At 66.1% G+C, this 15,357-nt stretch carries 10 protein-coding genes; 3 read left to right on the forward strand and 7 right to left on the reverse strand.

The features are described 5' to 3' along the window. Nucleotides 1-71: 71 nt before the first annotated feature. The 3 genes from pbpC to WJU21_RS03660 all read right to left on the reverse strand — a co-directional run bounded on the left by pbpC (nucleotide 72) and on the right by WJU21_RS03660 (nucleotide 9,595). Nucleotides 72-2,201, reverse strand: coding sequence for a penicillin-binding protein 1C (pbpC, locus tag WJU21_RS03650; RefSeq protein WP_346322018.1), 2,130 nt, complete (start codon nucleotides 2,199-2,201; stop codon nucleotides 72-74). Next, on the reverse strand, nucleotides 2,198-8,002 hold the full coding sequence (locus tag WJU21_RS03655; protein WP_346322019.1) for an MG2 domain-containing protein: 5,805 nt from the start codon (nucleotides 8,000-8,002) through the stop codon (nucleotides 2,198-2,200). The genes pbpC and WJU21_RS03655 overlap by 4 nt, the downstream gene beginning before the upstream one ends. 168 nt (nucleotides 8,003-8,170) lie before the next feature. Continuing rightward, nucleotides 8,171-9,595 carry a carotenoid oxygenase family protein gene (locus WJU21_RS03660; RefSeq protein ID WP_346322020.1) on the reverse strand — a complete coding sequence of 475 codons (1,425 nt, stop codon included), beginning with the start codon at nucleotides 9,593-9,595 and terminating at the stop codon, nucleotides 8,171-8,173. Nucleotides 9,596-9,774: 179 nt separating this feature from the next. Between WJU21_RS03660 and WJU21_RS03665 the strand changes: the two genes are divergently transcribed. The 3 genes from WJU21_RS03665 to WJU21_RS03675 all read left to right on the forward strand — a co-directional run bounded on the left by WJU21_RS03665 (nucleotide 9,775) and on the right by WJU21_RS03675 (nucleotide 11,444). Continuing rightward, nucleotides 9,775-10,173 carry an MAPEG family protein gene (locus WJU21_RS03665; protein ID WP_346322021.1) on the forward strand — a complete coding sequence of 133 codons (399 nt, stop codon included), beginning with the start codon at nucleotides 9,775-9,777 and terminating at the stop codon, nucleotides 10,171-10,173. A gap of 71 nt (nucleotides 10,174-10,244) precedes the next feature. Beyond that, a complete protein-coding gene (locus WJU21_RS03670) occupies nucleotides 10,245-11,054 on the forward strand; it encodes a hypothetical protein (RefSeq protein ID WP_346322022.1) in 810 nt (269 codons plus the stop codon). A 96-nt stretch (nucleotides 11,055-11,150) separates the two neighbouring features. Beyond that, nucleotides 11,151-11,444, forward strand: a complete 294-nt coding sequence (locus tag WJU21_RS03675) for a GIY-YIG nuclease family protein (protein WP_346322023.1) — start codon at nucleotides 11,151-11,153, stop codon at nucleotides 11,442-11,444. A gap of 422 nt (nucleotides 11,445-11,866) precedes the next feature. Here the strand turns inward: WJU21_RS03675 and gcvPB are convergent, their stop codons facing one another. From gcvPB to gcvH, 4 genes are read right to left on the reverse strand one after another with little or no spacing between them, the layout of a single operon-like run. Next, nucleotides 11,867-13,414 (reverse strand): aminomethyl-transferring glycine dehydrogenase subunit GcvPB, encoded by a 1,548-nt coding sequence (gcvPB, locus tag WJU21_RS03680; RefSeq protein WP_346322024.1) that lies wholly within the window; start codon nucleotides 13,412-13,414, stop codon nucleotides 11,867-11,869. Then, nucleotides 13,411-14,754, reverse strand: a complete 1,344-nt coding sequence (gene gcvPA / locus WJU21_RS03685) for an aminomethyl-transferring glycine dehydrogenase subunit GcvPA (RefSeq protein WP_346322025.1) — start codon at nucleotides 14,752-14,754, stop codon at nucleotides 13,411-13,413. The genes gcvPB and gcvPA overlap by 4 nt, the downstream gene beginning before the upstream one ends. Further along, the gene (locus WJU21_RS03690) at nucleotides 14,755-14,970 is read right to left on the reverse strand and encodes a hypothetical protein (RefSeq protein WP_346322026.1); all 216 of its coding nucleotides are present in this window, start codon (nucleotides 14,968-14,970) and stop codon (nucleotides 14,755-14,757) included. Then, nucleotides 14,971-15,348, reverse strand: a complete 378-nt coding sequence (gene gcvH / locus WJU21_RS03695; RefSeq protein ID WP_346322027.1) for a glycine cleavage system protein GcvH — start codon at nucleotides 15,346-15,348, stop codon at nucleotides 14,971-14,973. Between the last annotated feature and the right edge of the window lie 9 nt (nucleotides 15,349-15,357).

The raw sequence follows: 15,357 nt of genomic DNA on the forward strand, positions 1-15,357 counted from the left end.
CCGGTAACGATCGGCAGCGTCGCGCCGGTTGCATCACCATCAATAGCAAATTTACAAAAGTGTAACGAACACTATTTTTTGGCGGGTTTGAGGTCGCGCACGGTGATCTGCGCCTTGTCCACCACGCTGCCGTCGGCGCGCTGGAGCAGGACGGTATGCGCGCCTGGACGCGGCGCCCACAAATAGGATGCGTCGGCGCGTCCGAGCAGCCGGCCGTCCATCTTCAGCGACAATGTCCTGTCCGCGCCCTCGGCCCGCACCGGCACGCGGGTATTGTGGGCCGGAATATCCGGGTCGAGGGCGATGACCACGCCGTGGGCCGGACTGACGATGCGGGCGAAGCTGCTGGTCGGGACGGCGCGTATCAGTGCCGTTTCCGTGCCGCTGAGGAACCAGTCCTCGCGCGTGCCCTCGATCGCCGGATCGAATCGTACCTCATGGCGAATGACGCCTTCGGGCGGCGCAGGCGCGGCGATCTCACCGCCCTGGTCGAGTTGGGCGATGACATTCTGCCATACCGGCGCCGCGCCGCTGACTCCGGAGACGTTGTGCATGGAATCGCCCTCGAAATTTCCGACCCACACGCCCACCGTGTAGCGCCGCGACCAGCCGATGCACCAATTGTCGCGCATGTCCTTGCTGGTGCCGGTCTTGACCGCGCTCCAGAAGCGGGTGTTGAGGTTGTTGGCGAGGCCGAAGGTGGTGACCCGCGCCGCCCGGTCGCCGAGGATGTCACCAACCAGGAAGGCGGCGGCCGCGGGCATGACCCGCTGGTCGGCCGCGTCGGGGGTGCCGGGATCGAGCAGCAGCGGCGCCAGCAGGCCGCCGCGCGCCAGCATGCGGTAAGCGGTGACCTGTTCCCACAGCGTCACTTCGGCCGAGCCGAGCGCCAGCGAGAAGCCGTAATAGTCACCGTCCCGGTCGATGCCGTCATAGCCGATCCGTTGCAGCCGGTCGCGGAACGGCTCGACGCCCACCAGTACCAGCGTCCTGACGGCGGGCACGTTGAGCGAACTGGCAAGCGCCGTGCGGACGCTGACCGCGCCCTTGAAGTCGAGGTCATAATTCTGCGGGATATAGAGGCCGACCTTGGTCTGAAGGTTGATGGGCGAATCGTCAAGAATCGAGGCCGGCGTCAGATAGCGCTTCTCCAGCGCCATGCCGTAGAGGAACGGCTTCAGGGTGGAACCGGCCTGTCGGGGAGCGCGGACGCCGTCGACCTGCGCGGCGCGGGAGCGGCTGCCGCTGGAGGCGACATAGGCCAGCACCTCGCCGCTGGCATTGTCGACGACCAGCACGGCGCCGTCGCGGACATTGCGGCTGGTCAGGCCGCCCAGATGGCGGCCCAGCGTTTCCACCGCACGGCGCTGGATATCGAGATCCAGGGTCGTCCGCCGCCGCTCGCCGGGACTGTGCAGCAGGGCGTTGGCAAGCTGGGGCGCCAGGCCCGGCGGGCGCGTGGCGCGCGCCTTGTCCAGCAACCGCCCCGCCGTGACGCGCAGGCCGGCGCAATCGGCCCGGGACCGGGCGCAGGCGCGGGCGGCGACCCGGTTGGCAGACGCGCCCGGACTGGGCAGCAGCGCAGCCAGGACAAGGCTTTCGTTGGTGGTAAGACCGGAGGGATGCTTGCCGGCGAGAAATTTCGCCGTGGCGCCGATCCCCTGCAACTCGCCGCGGAAATCGAGCAGGTTGAGATAGGCTTCGAGGATCTGGTCCTTGGTCCACGATTGCTCGATGGCCAGGGCGGCGCGCATCTGCGCCAGTTTCTGGCCCCAGCGGCGGCCGCCGCCGCCCGCCTTGAGATCCGCGTCGAGCAAGGCGGCAAGCTGCATGGTGATGGTGCTGCCGCCCCGGTTCGGCCCCCCGGTCAGCCGGTCGCGCAGCGCGCCTGCCGCAGCGGTCCAGTCGACGCCGCCATGACGCCGGAAGCGCCGGTCCTCGCCAGCGACGATCGCCTCGCGGAGCGCCGGCGAGACACCGTCCAGCATCACCCAGTCGAGCCGCCTGATGCCGAAATCGACGCGCTTGACGTCGAGCACCCGGCCGCGCCGGTCGAGCAGCCAGGCCTCGGACGGCCGGTAGCCGTCCCTCACCTGCTCGAAGGAAGGAACGGGCGCGGCAGGCCAGATGGCGTGGGCGACCAGGATCGCGGCGAGCAGCAGCGCCGGCAGCGCAAGCGCGAACCTGCCGCGCCCGGTCACGGCGCCTTCACCTCCACCGGCCGGTTCGGATATTCGCCCAGCATTTCGGGTGCGTACATGGCCTCGACATGGGTCGCCGGCAGCTGGAACAGGCCGGGATTGTTGAAGCGCACCGTGTACTCGACACTCCACGCACCCTTGGGCACGAAGCGGTAATAGGCGATGAAGCCATCGGCGCGCCGTTCCTCATACGCCTTCCACGCCCAGCCTGCTTCCCGCTGATCCATGGTCAGGCTGTCGGACTGACCGCCCAGACCGCCGCCCAGAATGGTCGCGCCGGCCGGGATCGGATCGTCGACGACCACCCATGTCATGTCGGACTGGGCTTCCAGGTCGAGCCGCACCCGGACCACATCGCCGCGGGTCCAGACGCCCTTGGCCGCCTGTTCGACCGGCGTCACCGTCCGGGTAACCTTGAAGCCGCTGCTGAACGGCTGCGTCAGCGGGACCGCCGCCTGGGCCCGGACCATCACCCAGGGCTTGCCGGTGCCGGCCTGGGTCACGGTCAGGTCCTGGCGGCCTTCGGCCCAGGGGAAGTTCTGCCGGTGTTCCTTGTCGTCCCCATCCCAGGCCGAGGAGATCGTCTGGCCGGCGTAATCGGTGTTGGTGACGCCTGTCACCGGCGCCGCCTCGAAGCGGGCGCTGAACTTCTCCATGGCCAGCACGCCCCAGGCATTGGCCACGGTGGTGGTCCAGCGGCCCTGCTGCTGCCGGCCCAGCGCGCCCCGGACCATGCGCGGAACATCCCGCTGCCAGCGCGGCGATTCCAGCACGCTGAGCACGGCTCGCACCGCATTGGAATCGGGCGAGATCATCAGCCACCACAGTGCGTCCGTGCGCTCGGTGGAAAAGCCCATGGTCGTGCCCTGGAAATCGAGCCGGGCGCGGAGGATGGAATCCGCCTGTGCCAGCTTCTGGTCGCGGCCCGGGATCGTCTTGACCCGTTGCAGCACGTTGCGCCAGTCGAGTACGGCCGAGGTTGGCCACAGCGCCGGCGCGATGGAAATGCTGGTCAGCATCTCGGGCGTTGCGGCATCATAGCGCGAAAGCGCCTCGATGGCCGCGACCTTGCGGATCGCCAGGTCCGCCGTCGGCAATGCCGAGCCACGGATAATCCTGCCCTCGACGAAACTCGTCAGCGCCTCGATCATGATCGCACGGTCGGCTTCCGGAATGTCCCAGCCGGCCTCATGGCCGATGGCGAGCACATAGGACGTCAGCGTGTCCTCGCCCTGCAGCATGTCGGACTCGAAATACTTCACCAGACCGTCGCTGTCCCGGTACGCCGGCAGGCGGGCCATCATCGTCCGCCAGCGCGCCTCGTCGCGCAGGGCAACGGCTTTCGATACGTTCTGCTCGAAGCAATCGTAGCGGTAGTCGGCCATATAGGCGCGCACGCCATCGAGCGCGCTGCCCAAGGTCGGCTGGAGGCTGATCGCGAGGCCGCCGCGGCCCGGAATGGCGCCGGCGGGCCGCTCGGCCGGGATGGTCACGCTGCCGTCGACCTGCTCGAGCGTGGCCTGGAAGGTCCGTACCGGCACCGCCTGCTCTACCCTCTGCGTGATCCGCAGGTGATCGCCTGTCGCGGAGCCCTTGTTGCGGACGGTGACATCCCAAGCCAGTTGCGCAGCACCGACCGGCACGGTCACCGGCCAGACCAGGTCATAGGCGCCGCCCGCCGGCACTTTCACCGTCTGCCGCGCCGGGGCCTTGCCCGGCACCGGCGTCACCGCCACCTCGGCCTCGACCTCCATGGACGAGCCCGTGGTATTGCGGACGGTGAACATGGCGTTGAACCGGTCGCCCTCGCGCACCATCGGCGGCAGGCCGGAATGCACCATCAGGTCCTGGGTGGTCTTGATGGACGCATCGCCTGTGCCGAACAGGCCCTGCCCGGCATTGGCCACCGCGACGATGCGGAAACTGGTCAGGGAATCGTTAAGCGGGATCGTGACCTCGGCGTTGCCGTCGGCATCGAGCGGGGCGCGGCCTTTCCAGATCAGCAGGGTATCGAACAGCTCGCGGGCGCTCTCGCGGCCGCCGCCGCCGCCGGTCGGAACCGCCTTGCGGCCATAATGGCGCTTGCCGACCACCTGCATCTGGGCGGTAGACGACCACACTTCCATGGCCCGCTCGCCCATCATGGCATCGAGCAGATTCCAGGAATTGTTGGGCGCCAGCGCCAGCAGACCCTCGTCGACGGCGGCGATCGCCACTTCGCCACCCGCCGGCATGTCCTTGCCGTTGGCGCGCTCGACATGGATCTTCACCTTGACCTGCTCACGGATCCTGAAAGTGTCGTCCGAGGGCTTGACCTGGACGTCGAGCCGATGCGGCGCCCAGCCGACCCTGATCTTGCCCATACCCATGCGATAGGCGGGCTTGGACAGGTCGACCAGTGCCGTCGGCTTGCCGCCGTCCCGCACCACCAGCCAGCGTGGCAGATCGTATTCGCGGGCCATGTCGGACAGCCACGTCTTCCAGTCTCCGACCCGGCCGCGGACCGCCAGCACCGATACGTAGATATTGGGCGCGTAATTGTCGCGGATCGGCACCTTGACCACCGGATCGCTGCCCGACAGTTCGGTCACGAAGCTGTCGATGACGCCTTCGCGCTCGACGGTCACCAGCGCCGTCGCCGTGCGGAACGGCGAGCGGACTTGGAAGCGGGCGGTCTGGCCCGCCTCGTATTCGGGCTTTTCGGGGATCACGTCCATGCGATCGCTGGCCGATTGGTCGAACCAGGTGTTCTCCGGACCGGCCACATAGGCCGACGCTGTCGCACCGGCCACATGGCCGCCGCCGTCCCGGGTCTGGGCACGGATCAGCACCTCGCCCGAGACTCCGGGCGCCACATCGCAGTGGAGATAGCCACCGGCATCCGTATCGCCGTCGCAGGAGGCCGGCAGCAGGCTGACCTTGGTAGAGCTCTCATAGTCGTAGAAGCCGCCGATCAGCCGTTTGCGGTAGGAGTAGACGGTCTTCTGGTAGAGCGCGACGCGCACATTCTGGCCGGAGACGGGTTTCCCCTTCAGGTTCACCGCCGCGACGGTGAACCGCAGCTTGTCGCTGCTGCCGGCCCAACCGTCGGTCCTGATGCCCAGATTGACGGCGGCGGGATACAGGCCGATGCGGCTGGTCGCGGTCTGGATCTCGCCGTTGGCGTCGGCATATTCCAGTTCGGCCACCATGCGCGACGGCTCTTCCAGTTCCTTGGGCACGGCTGCCGTGACCCTGAGCGCCCCCTTGTCATCGAGGGTAAGCGGCATCACCTGGGTGATCGGCTTGGCAGAGGGCCCCTGCGCCTCGGGATCGACATCGAAGGGACTGCCCTCGTTGGTCTGTAGCCCCACCTTCACCGGCCTGCCGCCGAAGGTGTAGCCGTCATGGTCGGGAAACGAGACCGGCCAGGGCGTGACCACCGTGCGCAGCTTGACCTGGGCGCCGCCCGCGCCGCCGCCGGACAGATAGCTGACATAGAGATCGAGCGGCACCTGCTTGGGCCGCACCTGCGGCTTGTCTGGTCCCTGCACCACGGCCGACATGGTCGGCACGCGGAACTGCTCGACCTTGAAGGAGCCGGCGGTAAATGTCCGGTCACCGAGCTGGAGCTGGACGATGTAGTCTCCCAGCTTCGCTTCGGGCGGGATCTGCCAGGTTTGCAGCGCGATGCCGTTGGCATCGAAGGTCACGTCGCTCGCGTAACGGGCGTCGCTGCCGGCATGGACGATGGCGACCTTGACCGGCGCCGCGCCGGGCCTGATCGCGGCGATGCCAGCCGAGGTGTGCCGGCGCAGGAAATGCTTCATCGACACGGTCTCGCCGGCCCGGAACAGCGGCCGGTCGAACACGGTATGCACCAAGGACTCCTGTGCACCGTAAGACGACATGTTGAAGTCGTAAGGGGCGATGCCGTTGTTCCACGACGTGAGCGTGAAGCTCATGTCGGAGTCGGTGCGGGCGCTGATCATCAATGGATGGCTACCGTAGGCGCCGCAGCGCTCGGACGCATAGCCAGGCTCGGGCAGCTTGCCGGCGGCGACGGAAACGATGCCGCCCTTGCCGGTCTCGCCGGTCCACAGCACCTGGCCGGTGCAGAAATCGCTGACGGAGATCTTGGCGCCCCTGACCGGGACGGCGTCATGCAACTGCGTGACCCAAATGGCCGAGCCTTCGCGCCCCCACTTGAAGTGCACCGCCATGTCGGTGACCAGGGCGGCAGTCGCCACGTGGCGCACCTTTCCCTTGGCCATCAGCGCCTCGCCGAGGATCGGGCTGGCCAGTTCGATCACATAGAAGCCGGGATTCTTCAACGGGATGCCGACGACCTCGAATGCCTTGGCGCCTTCGGGTTTGGGCAGGCGGAAGGCCATGGTTTTCACGCCCTCCTCGCCCTTGCCGGAAAATACCGAGGTGTCGCCGGTGCGCTCCTGCCACTTCCGCTGGTCGCCTTCGCCGGTCCATTCTCCGCGCGATTCCATGCCGGACTTCACCCGTCGCAGCCATTCAGCGATCTGCTGGTCGTTTTCGCTCATGCGCGCGGCGGTACCGGGCATGGCCGGAGTCACTGACGCCTTCCCCGCGACCAGAGGCTCGATATTGCGGACGGTCACCGGCAGGACGCCGTCCTCGTGGACTTCGATGATGCCGAACTCGCCGTTGAACTTGGCGAGCGGCGGAAAGCTGTCGATCCGCATCTCGAGCGGAAACCGGTCGCCATTCTCGAGCTTGCGGCCCGCGTCGTCGGCCATGCCCGCCGGCATGGCCAGCTGGAGCGTGGATCGCTCGGGAAACGGCCCCTTGAATTCCACGGTCTGCAGCGTGGCCTCGCGGGTCGCCGTATCCGGCTTGAAGGTCTTGCCGCCCGGACCGGTCATGGTAATGGCCAGCGCCTTGTCGCGCGGTACCGGCGACGTGAAACCGACCCGGATCGGCCGCATGGGCAGGCAACCGGCCTTGGCGTTGACCCGCTCGCATTCGGCGCGGGCGGTAAAGGCGGGACGCACCTGATAGGCCAGCCGCTGCTCGCCTGGTGTCGCGATGCCCCCAGGCGTGGCGATCCCCTGGCCCCAGACCAGTTCCACGCGCGTTGCCGGCGGCAGGCTGCGCTGGCATCTGGCGAGGGTGATCTGCGTCTCGGCCTTGTCTGTCATGGCCCGGTCGCGGATACGAACCTCGTTCCAGTCGCCGTCCTTCCACAGGATCGAATAATAGGAATAGCCGATGCGCCGTTGCACCTTCAGCATGGCGGCCCGATCGGCGCCGCGCAGCACCTTGAGCGGAATGCGTTCGCCGATGCCGTCGACGGCGCAATAGCCGTGCTGCTCCACCGACGCCGGGTCGGCCGGCGCATCCAGCGCCAGCACGAAGACCTGGTTCTCGTCGATCCGCTCCGAGCCTTCATAAGGCAGGCTGGCCCTGATCGACGGCCCACCGGTGTCGAAGGTGAATTCGCGGGCGCCGGTAACGGCGGCGCCGCCGATGTCCGTCACGTCCGGATTCACCGTGAACCTGCACACGGCGCCGCCAGGCAGGTCCTGATCGAAATCGTAAACCCAGTTGCGCGGATCGGCCCATCGGCCCTTGCCTTTGGCCGGGCAGCTTACGGTGAAGGGATCAGGCAGCCGCGGATCGCCCAGCGCCACCATATTGTCCGAGAAGCGGACCGCGACCTGGCGCACATCCTTGACCGTTCCGGTGGGTGTGAACACCTCGACCGACGCAGCCTGTGCAGCGCTTGTCCCCATCGCGGCGATGACCGCCGCCAGCAACAATCGCTTCATGCCGGAAACTCGCACCATGGTCCCGCCTCCACGCGATCCGGCAAGGCCACGGTCCATGTGCAGGCCGCCCCGCCAGAGCAGGATTGTACCCGCCCCGGCCGGTTAAACTCCACTGTTCAAATACGAAACACGGACCGCGCCGTGCGGCTGCGGCGGCCTGACTGCCGTCTGGCCAGTTGCCGCCGTTCAGCCAGCCGGGACCCAGCCAGCATGGAAGCCGAAGGGTACCCGGGACGGAATCATGATTCGCGCCACCGGCGGCGCGGTGAAGTCGCGTGCATCGATCACCAGGCATTCGCTGCGCTGGCTATTGGCATCCCAGACGAACAGCACCAGGTAACCGTCGTCCTCGGCGGCGGCGCCGTCCCGCTTGCAGAACACGCCCTCGCCTCCCCAGCGATTGTCACCCAGTTCATGAACCAGAACCTCGCCGGTCCGGTCGTCATATTTCAACGCGGCGTTGAACAGGGCGTCATGGTCCAGGTCGAAACGCGCCGCATAGGTGTAGCGCGACTTGCGGCCGCACAAATCGTCATTGATACGAGTGAAATCGCAGTGGTGCCGCGTATCCAGATGACGTTCGGATACGGCGCCCGTCTTCATGTCGAGGCGCCATTCGTAGAGCTGGCCCAGCTGATCGGCCATGTCCGCGTGATTGCCGGCGTTTTCGGTGGCCCGCGCTACATCGGTGCGCAACGACCGGCTGGCCTGGACGATTACCTCGTCGCCCTCCTCCCAGGCGTTTGAGACGTGGAACACCATCGAGGTGTCCACATCGAACCATTTCACGTCCTTGTCCGTGCCCATGCGCGGCACCACGCCGAGACGCGAGCCATTCTCCGGTTCCCAGTCCAGCATCAGGCCGCCGGCCATGGCGCGGACAAAATCGAAGGTGATCGGCATGTCGAGGAACACGGTGTAGTGCTCGGTGATGGCGCAGTCATGCATCATCACGCCCTTGGGAATGGTGATCGGCGCGGTGTGGACGATCTCGCCTTCGGCGCTGACCACGCTGTGTGTCAGATAGGGCGGCATGGGCGAATAGCCGAAGGTGATCATCTCGCCGGTCACCGCATCGACCTTGGGATGGGCAGTGAAGGGATGGCGCAGCTTGCCGCCGAAATTGTACTCGCCCTCGGTATCAAGGCCGGGCAGCGACATGCGGTGCGGCGGCGCGGCCTCCATCAACGCGTACAGGGTCTTGTTGTGATAGACCATGGCCGTATTGGCGGTGTTCTTCATCAGGCCTTCGGCGGGCGGCGCAACGCCCTTCACGAAGTCGCCCATAGCTGCCATGCCCTTCCAGATCCAGGTGCCCTTCGCCCGCTCCTTGCGCAAGCCTTCGGTGTCGACGAAGCGGTTTCGATAGGTGGCGCGGCCCTTGTCGAACTGCACCGCGTGGATCATCCCGTCGCCGTCGAAGATGTGGTAGGTGGCCGGATCCGGCACGTAGACCGGATTGGGCCCGATGCGCAGGAAATGTCCGTTCAGGTCCTCGGGGATCTTGCCGATCACCTCGACGCAATCGGCGACGGTCTCTTCGGACACCGGCGCGTAATTGCCGCTCAGGAACGGATTGAAGACGTCGGGAGCCTTGGCTTGTGTGGACACAATACGCACCTCGGTGTGAGTGAATGATGATGCTCGAGCCGGGAATCGGCATGAAGCGTAATGAATTTACCTATCGGTAACAACATGAAAAGCAGCAGTGGCGGTGAATATCGCCTGGCCATATCGCCCGGGCGCATTCGGCGTTATTGTACCCGCCGGGTTCACCTGGGGAGGGAACAATGACCGAGACGAGCGCCGAACTGACAATCCTGGTCTGGAGCGTCATCCTGACCTTCGTGCTGATCCTGGTGCCGGCCACGCAGTCGGTGCTGGTCAACGGCATGAAGGTGATGACCGGTCCGCGCGACAACCTGCCGGAGCCCGGCGTGGTCAACAAGCGGCTGCGCAGGCTGGCCGCCAACATGATCGAGAACCTGGTGCTGTTCGCCCCGCTGGTGCTGGCGGCGGCCGCGGCCGGCATCTCCAACCAGTGGACGGTGCTGGGTTGCCAGCTGTTCCTCGGCGCCCGGCTCATCCACGCCTTGGTCTACGCTTTCGGCATCCCCTGGATCCGCCCCATTTTCTGGGCGGTGGCGGTTGCCGGCATGGGCATGATCGCGTGGCAAGTACTGGCGTAGCCACGTGCGTGCGCCATCCTGTTGCGCGCGATAATTCGCTTCGCTAGCCTTGTGTCGGAAGAGGCCGATCCATGTGGCGAAGCATAGCCAACCAGTTGCTTGGGCTGGTGGGGCGCATCATCTGGTATTCAAGCCGGCGCGAGCGGGCCCAGTTCACGGCGTGGCGGGTCATCCGCGCGTCCTATCCCGTGCTGTCCAGATTGTATCTGCTGGGGGTGAATCCCCGGCAGCAGAAGGACTGGCGCAGTTCCATGCTCAACCGGATTCTGAGCGTGTTCACCCGCATCGACGCCGACTTCACGCTGCACCTCGACATTCGCGGCGCCTGGCTGCTCAAGGAAGCGCACCGGCAATATGGCGGCGTGCTGATCTGCACCGGCCATTTCGGACTCACGCTGGCATCGCACAAGGGTCTTCTGGATCTGGGTCTCGACCCGGTCTTCATCGGCTCGGGCCAGCGCGGCGCCCGCGACATGTCAGGCTGGAACTGGGGCACTGCCACGCCCATCGATCTGGTGGATTCCGACCGGTCTGACGTCCTGCTTCAGGCTGCACGTCGGCTGCGGGACGGCGCCGTGGTGATCGGCTATGTGGACTTCGACCCGCTGGCCCATGGCCTGCGCTGCAACCCGGCGTCCCTGGCAATCTCGCCCAATGCGTTTTCGTGGGCCCAGATCAACCGTTTTCCCATGCTGTTCATGGCGTCCGAACCAAGCGAGGACGGCCGTATCGTGCTGGAATTTACCCAGCCCATTCACGCCATTCCCGACAGCCCCAGGAGCGCGCTCGCCTGCGCCGCCGAGTTCGGCGACTTCATGACCTCGCGCACCGGCCGCAACCACGTGGTGATGCGGCCCAAGGAAGCGTCTCGAGCGCTTTAGCGGGATGAGATAGAGATTCAGAGAAAAGTATGTAATCTACTAATTTAATTGTCATCCCCGCCTTGAGCGGGGACCCATATCGATATCAGCCACGCCATGTCCGAAAAACAATACTACGTCTATATTGTCACCAACAAAACGCGCGGCACGCTTTACACCGGCGTGACATCAGACCTCACCAGACGCATCGCCCAGCACAAGAGCAAAGTGCTTCCCGGTTTCACCGCGACCCACGGCCTCGACAAGCTGGTCTACTACGAAGTGTTCGGCGACGTCACCGAGGCCATCCGCCGCGAGAAGCGGCTGAAGCGCTGGAATCGTGCCTGGAAGATCGAGGTCATCGAAGCCGGCAATCCCTACTGGAAGGACCTGTTCCTCGAGTGGTTTTAGGGCGTGGCCGTCATCGCCATGGGTCCCCGCTCGCGCTTCGCTTGGCGGGGATGACAATGTTTTTTTGTTTCGCCTTCTCGCGAGCAAAATAGGGGTTCTATGTGCTTTGCGGACTACTGGTTCTGAGCGAATGCACTGGGTCGGCTGCGCCTGCATAGTGGTCCCGCATCTCGCGAACCCTTTGGGCAAGTGCCTCTGGATCAACGTCAATGAGCGAGCAGTTCACCTTGTGGGTGCGCGGGTATAGACGCCGCGTAAGTCTTCCAATGCCAAGGCATACCGGGCTCTATCGTGTTCAGAATGAGCATCGAAAGCGTGAGGAACGCGATGCACATCAAGGCAGGAGGAATCACCTTCCATCGGTTGAAGCGAATGACGAGCTCTTCGGGCTTGGACATTGTACTTATGCCCGCCGCGCTACGTTATTCCGCCGCCGCCTTGGGCTCGGGCTCCTGCCAGGTGAGGATGGGCGCGCGGGCGGCGCGGGTCTCGTCGAGACGGCCGACGGGCGCGAACCTTGGCGCCGACGCGAACCGCTCGGTGTCGCCGGCCTTCGCCGCCAGCGCCAGCGAGCGCATGGCGCCGATGAAGTCGTCGAGGCTCTCCTTGCTCTCGGTCTCGGTTGGCTCGACCAGCATGGCGCCGTGCACCACCAGCGGGAAATACATGGTCATGGGGTGATAACCCTCGTCGATCAGCGCCTTGGCGAAATCGAGGGTGGAGACGCCCGTGTCCTTGAGGAACCGGTCGTCGAACAGCGCCTCGTGCATGCACGGGCCGTCGAACGACGCGGACATGACGTCCTTCAGGCTCTCGCGGATGTAGTTGGCATTGAGCACGGCGTCTTCGGCCACCTGCCGCAGGCCGTCGCCGCCATGGCTGAGCATATAGGCAAGCGCCCGCACGAACATGCCCATCTGGCCGTGGAACGCGGTCATGCGGCCGACACGGGCGTGCGGCACGTCCTCGACCAGGCTCAGGTCCTGACCGTCTCGCGCCACATAGGCCGGCGGGATGAACGGCAACAGCGCCTCGGAGAACACCACCGGGCCGGCGCCGGGTCCGCCGCCGCCATGGGGCGTCGAGAATGTCTTGTGCAGGTTGATGTGCATGGCGTCGACGCCCAGATCGCCCGGCCGTACCTTGCCCACGATGGCGTTGAAATTGGCGCCGTCGCAGTAGAAGAACGCACCCGCTGCATGAACTTTCTCGGCTATCTCGATGATATCGTTCTCGAATAGGCCGCAGGTGTTCGGATTGGTCAGCATCAGTGCCGCCACGTCCGGCCCGAGCTTGGCAACCATGGCGTCCACATCGACGCGGCCGGCCGGCGTCGCCGGGATCGGATCGACGCTATAGCCGCACAGCGCCGCCGTCGCCGGATTGGTGCCGTGGGCGGATTCGGGAACCAGCACCCGGCTGCGCGCGTCGCCGCGGGCCTCGAGCGCCGCGCGGATCACCATCAGGCCGCACAATTCCCCATGGGCGCCGGCCTTGGGCGACAATGCGACACCAGGCATGCCGGTCAGCGTGGTCAGCCAATGGGACAGCTGCTCCATCAGCTCGAGCGCGCCCTGTACCGTCGAGACCGGCTGCAACGGATGGATGTCGGCAAAGCCCGGCAGTGCGGCGACCTTTTCGTTGAGGCGCGGATTGTGCTTCATTGTGCACGAGCCCAGCGGGAACAGGCCCATGTCGATGGCATAGTTCTTCCGGCTCAGGCGGGTATAGTGCCGCACCGCCTGGGGCTCGGAGAGACCCGGCAGCCCGATGGGACGGGTGCGCGCGAGGCCGCCAAGACGGTCGGCCTCCAGATCGGCGTCCGGCAGGTCGACGCCGGTACGGCCCCAGCCGTCCAGCTCGAACAGCAGCTTCTCGTCGAGCGCCAGCGCCTTGTTGCCGGTCCAGGTGGCGCCGGCGGTTTCTCCCGTACTGACCGAAGGCCCGGTCGGGCGTCCCTGCCGGTTCATTGCAGCACCTCCGTCAGCGCCGCGCCCAGCGCGGCGATGTCCTCATCCGTATTGGTCTCGGTGACCGCGACCACGATCAGGTCGTCCAGCTGCGTGTGAAAGCGCGACACCGGCACGCCGCCCAGTACCTGATGCTGCGCCAGCAGCTCGATCGTCTGCGCGGCCGAGCGCGGCACCCGGATGGTGAACTCGTTGAAGAAGGTCTCGTTCAGCACCTCGACGCCCGGGACGCGCGCCAGCGTATCGGCCGCGCGGATGGCCCTGGCATGGTTGAGCCGCGCCAGCCGGCGCAGCCCTTCCTCGCCCAGCAATGTCATGTGAATCGTGAAGGCCAGCGAGCAAAGTCCTGAATTCGTGCAGATATTGCTCGTCGCCTTTTCACGGCGAATATGCTGTTCACGGGTCGACAGGGTAAGCACGAAACCGCGTCTGCCGTCTGAATCCACCGTCTCGCCGCAGAGCCGCCCGGGCATCTGCCGGACATATTTCTGGCGGGTGGCGAACAGCCCCAGATAAGGGCCGCCGAAATTGAGACTGTTGCCGATGGACTGGCCCTCGCCCACCACGATGTCGGCGCCCATCTCGCCCGGCGACCGGATGGCGCCCAGCGAAACCGCCTCGGTGACCACGACGATCAGCAGCGCGCCGGCTTCGTGCACTTTCTCGGCCAAGGTCGACAAGTCACTGATCCGGCCAAAGAAATCCGGGTTCTGAACGACCACGCAGGACGTGTTCTGGTCGATCAGCGCGGCCAGGTCCTCGCCGCCTTCCGGCGCCGGCGCGCGGCGCAGGATCACCTCGTCTTCCGGGGTGAATCGGGTCACGGTCTCGACCACGTCGGCATATTGCGGGTGGAGGTTGCCGGACAGGATGACCTTGCGGCGCTTGGTGACCCGCTGGGCCATCAGCACCGCCTCGCCGCAGCCGGTCGAGCCGTCATACATCGAGGCGTTTGCCACATCCATGCCGGTGAGCCGCGCCACCTGGGTCTGGAATTCGAACAGATATTGCAGCGTGCCCTGGCTGATCTCGGGCTGGTAGGGCGTGTAGGCGGTCAGGAACTCGCCGCGCTGCATCAGGTGCTGGACGCTGGCCGGCACATGATGGCGATAGGCGCCCGCCCCGACAAAGAACGGCACGCTGCCGGCCGAGACATTCTTTGCCGCGAGCGCCTCCATGTGGCGCTGCACTTCCAGCTCGCCCTGGTGGCGCGGCAGGTCGAGCGGCCCATCGAGCCTGGCTGCCGGCGGCACGTCGCGGAACAGGTCGTCGACCGACGCGGCGCCCATGCTGGCCAGCATGTCGCGCCTGTCACCGTCGCTCAGCGGCAGGTAACGCATTCAGTGATCCCTTCTCTTCTTGGCGTCGCGCATGCGGGCAATGCCCGACGGCGTGCCGTTGGGCGTGCTGGAGGGGCCGGAAAACCGGAAACCGCCCTCGCGCCGCCAGACGCGGCGGGACAGGTCCAGCATGGGCCGGCGCAAGGTCCGCCAGTCGGCCGGTTCGCCGGACGGCGGCGCCCGGAACAGGATGGTGTCGGCGCGGGTCCAGCGCATTCAGTCGAGCCCTTCCACAAAGGCCTTGTAGTCGGCCTCGGACATCAGCGCGGCAACCTCGTCCGGTTTGGACAGCTTGACCTTGAAGATCCAGCCGTCGCCCGTCGGCGCCGAATTGACCAGCGCCGGGTCGCCGTCGAGCGCCGCGTTGCCCTCGACCACCTCGCCGGAGACCGGTGAATAGAGTTCGCTGGCGGCCTTGACGGATTCGATCACCCCGGCCTCGCCGCCGGCGGCCAGCGTCTTGCCGGCCTCAGGCACTTCCACGAAGACCACGTCGCCCAGCGCGTTCTGGGCATAGTCGGTGATCCCCACGACGCCGATCCCGCCTTCCAGCCGGATCCATTCGTGGTCTTTGGTGTAGCGGACGTCGCTCATGGACACGGC

Origin of the sequence: Emcibacter sp. SYSU 3D8 (genome assembly GCF_039655875.1) — a bacterium.
Classification (GTDB): Bacteria; Pseudomonadota; Alphaproteobacteria; order SMXS01; family SMXS01; genus RI-34.

Bases quoted from the DNA above. Each gene is read 5' to 3' on its own strand.
- gcvH (WP_346322027.1), bottom strand. From the start codon at position 15,348: ATGAGCGACGTCCGCTACACCAAAGACCACGAATGGATCCGGCTGGAA.
- WJU21_RS03690 (WP_346322026.1), bottom strand. From the start codon at position 14,970: ATGCGCTGGACCCGCGCCGACACCATCCTGTTCCGGGCGCCGCCGTCC.
- gcvPA (WP_346322025.1), bottom strand. From the start codon at position 14,754: ATGCGTTACCTGCCGCTGAGCGACGGTGACAGGCGCGACATGCTGGCC.
- gcvPB (WP_346322024.1), bottom strand. From the start codon at position 13,414: ATGAACCGGCAGGGACGCCCGACCGGGCCTTCGGTCAGTACGGGAGAA.
- WJU21_RS03675 (WP_346322023.1), top strand. From the start codon at position 11,151: ATGTCCGAAAAACAATACTACGTCTATATTGTCACCAACAAAACGCGC.
- WJU21_RS03670 (WP_346322022.1), top strand. From the start codon at position 10,245: ATGTGGCGAAGCATAGCCAACCAGTTGCTTGGGCTGGTGGGGCGCATC.
- WJU21_RS03655 (WP_346322019.1), bottom strand. From the start codon at position 8,002: ATGGTGCGAGTTTCCGGCATGAAGCGATTGTTGCTGGCGGCGGTCATC.
- WJU21_RS03665 (WP_346322021.1), top strand. From the start codon at position 9,775: ATGACCGAGACGAGCGCCGAACTGACAATCCTGGTCTGGAGCGTCATC.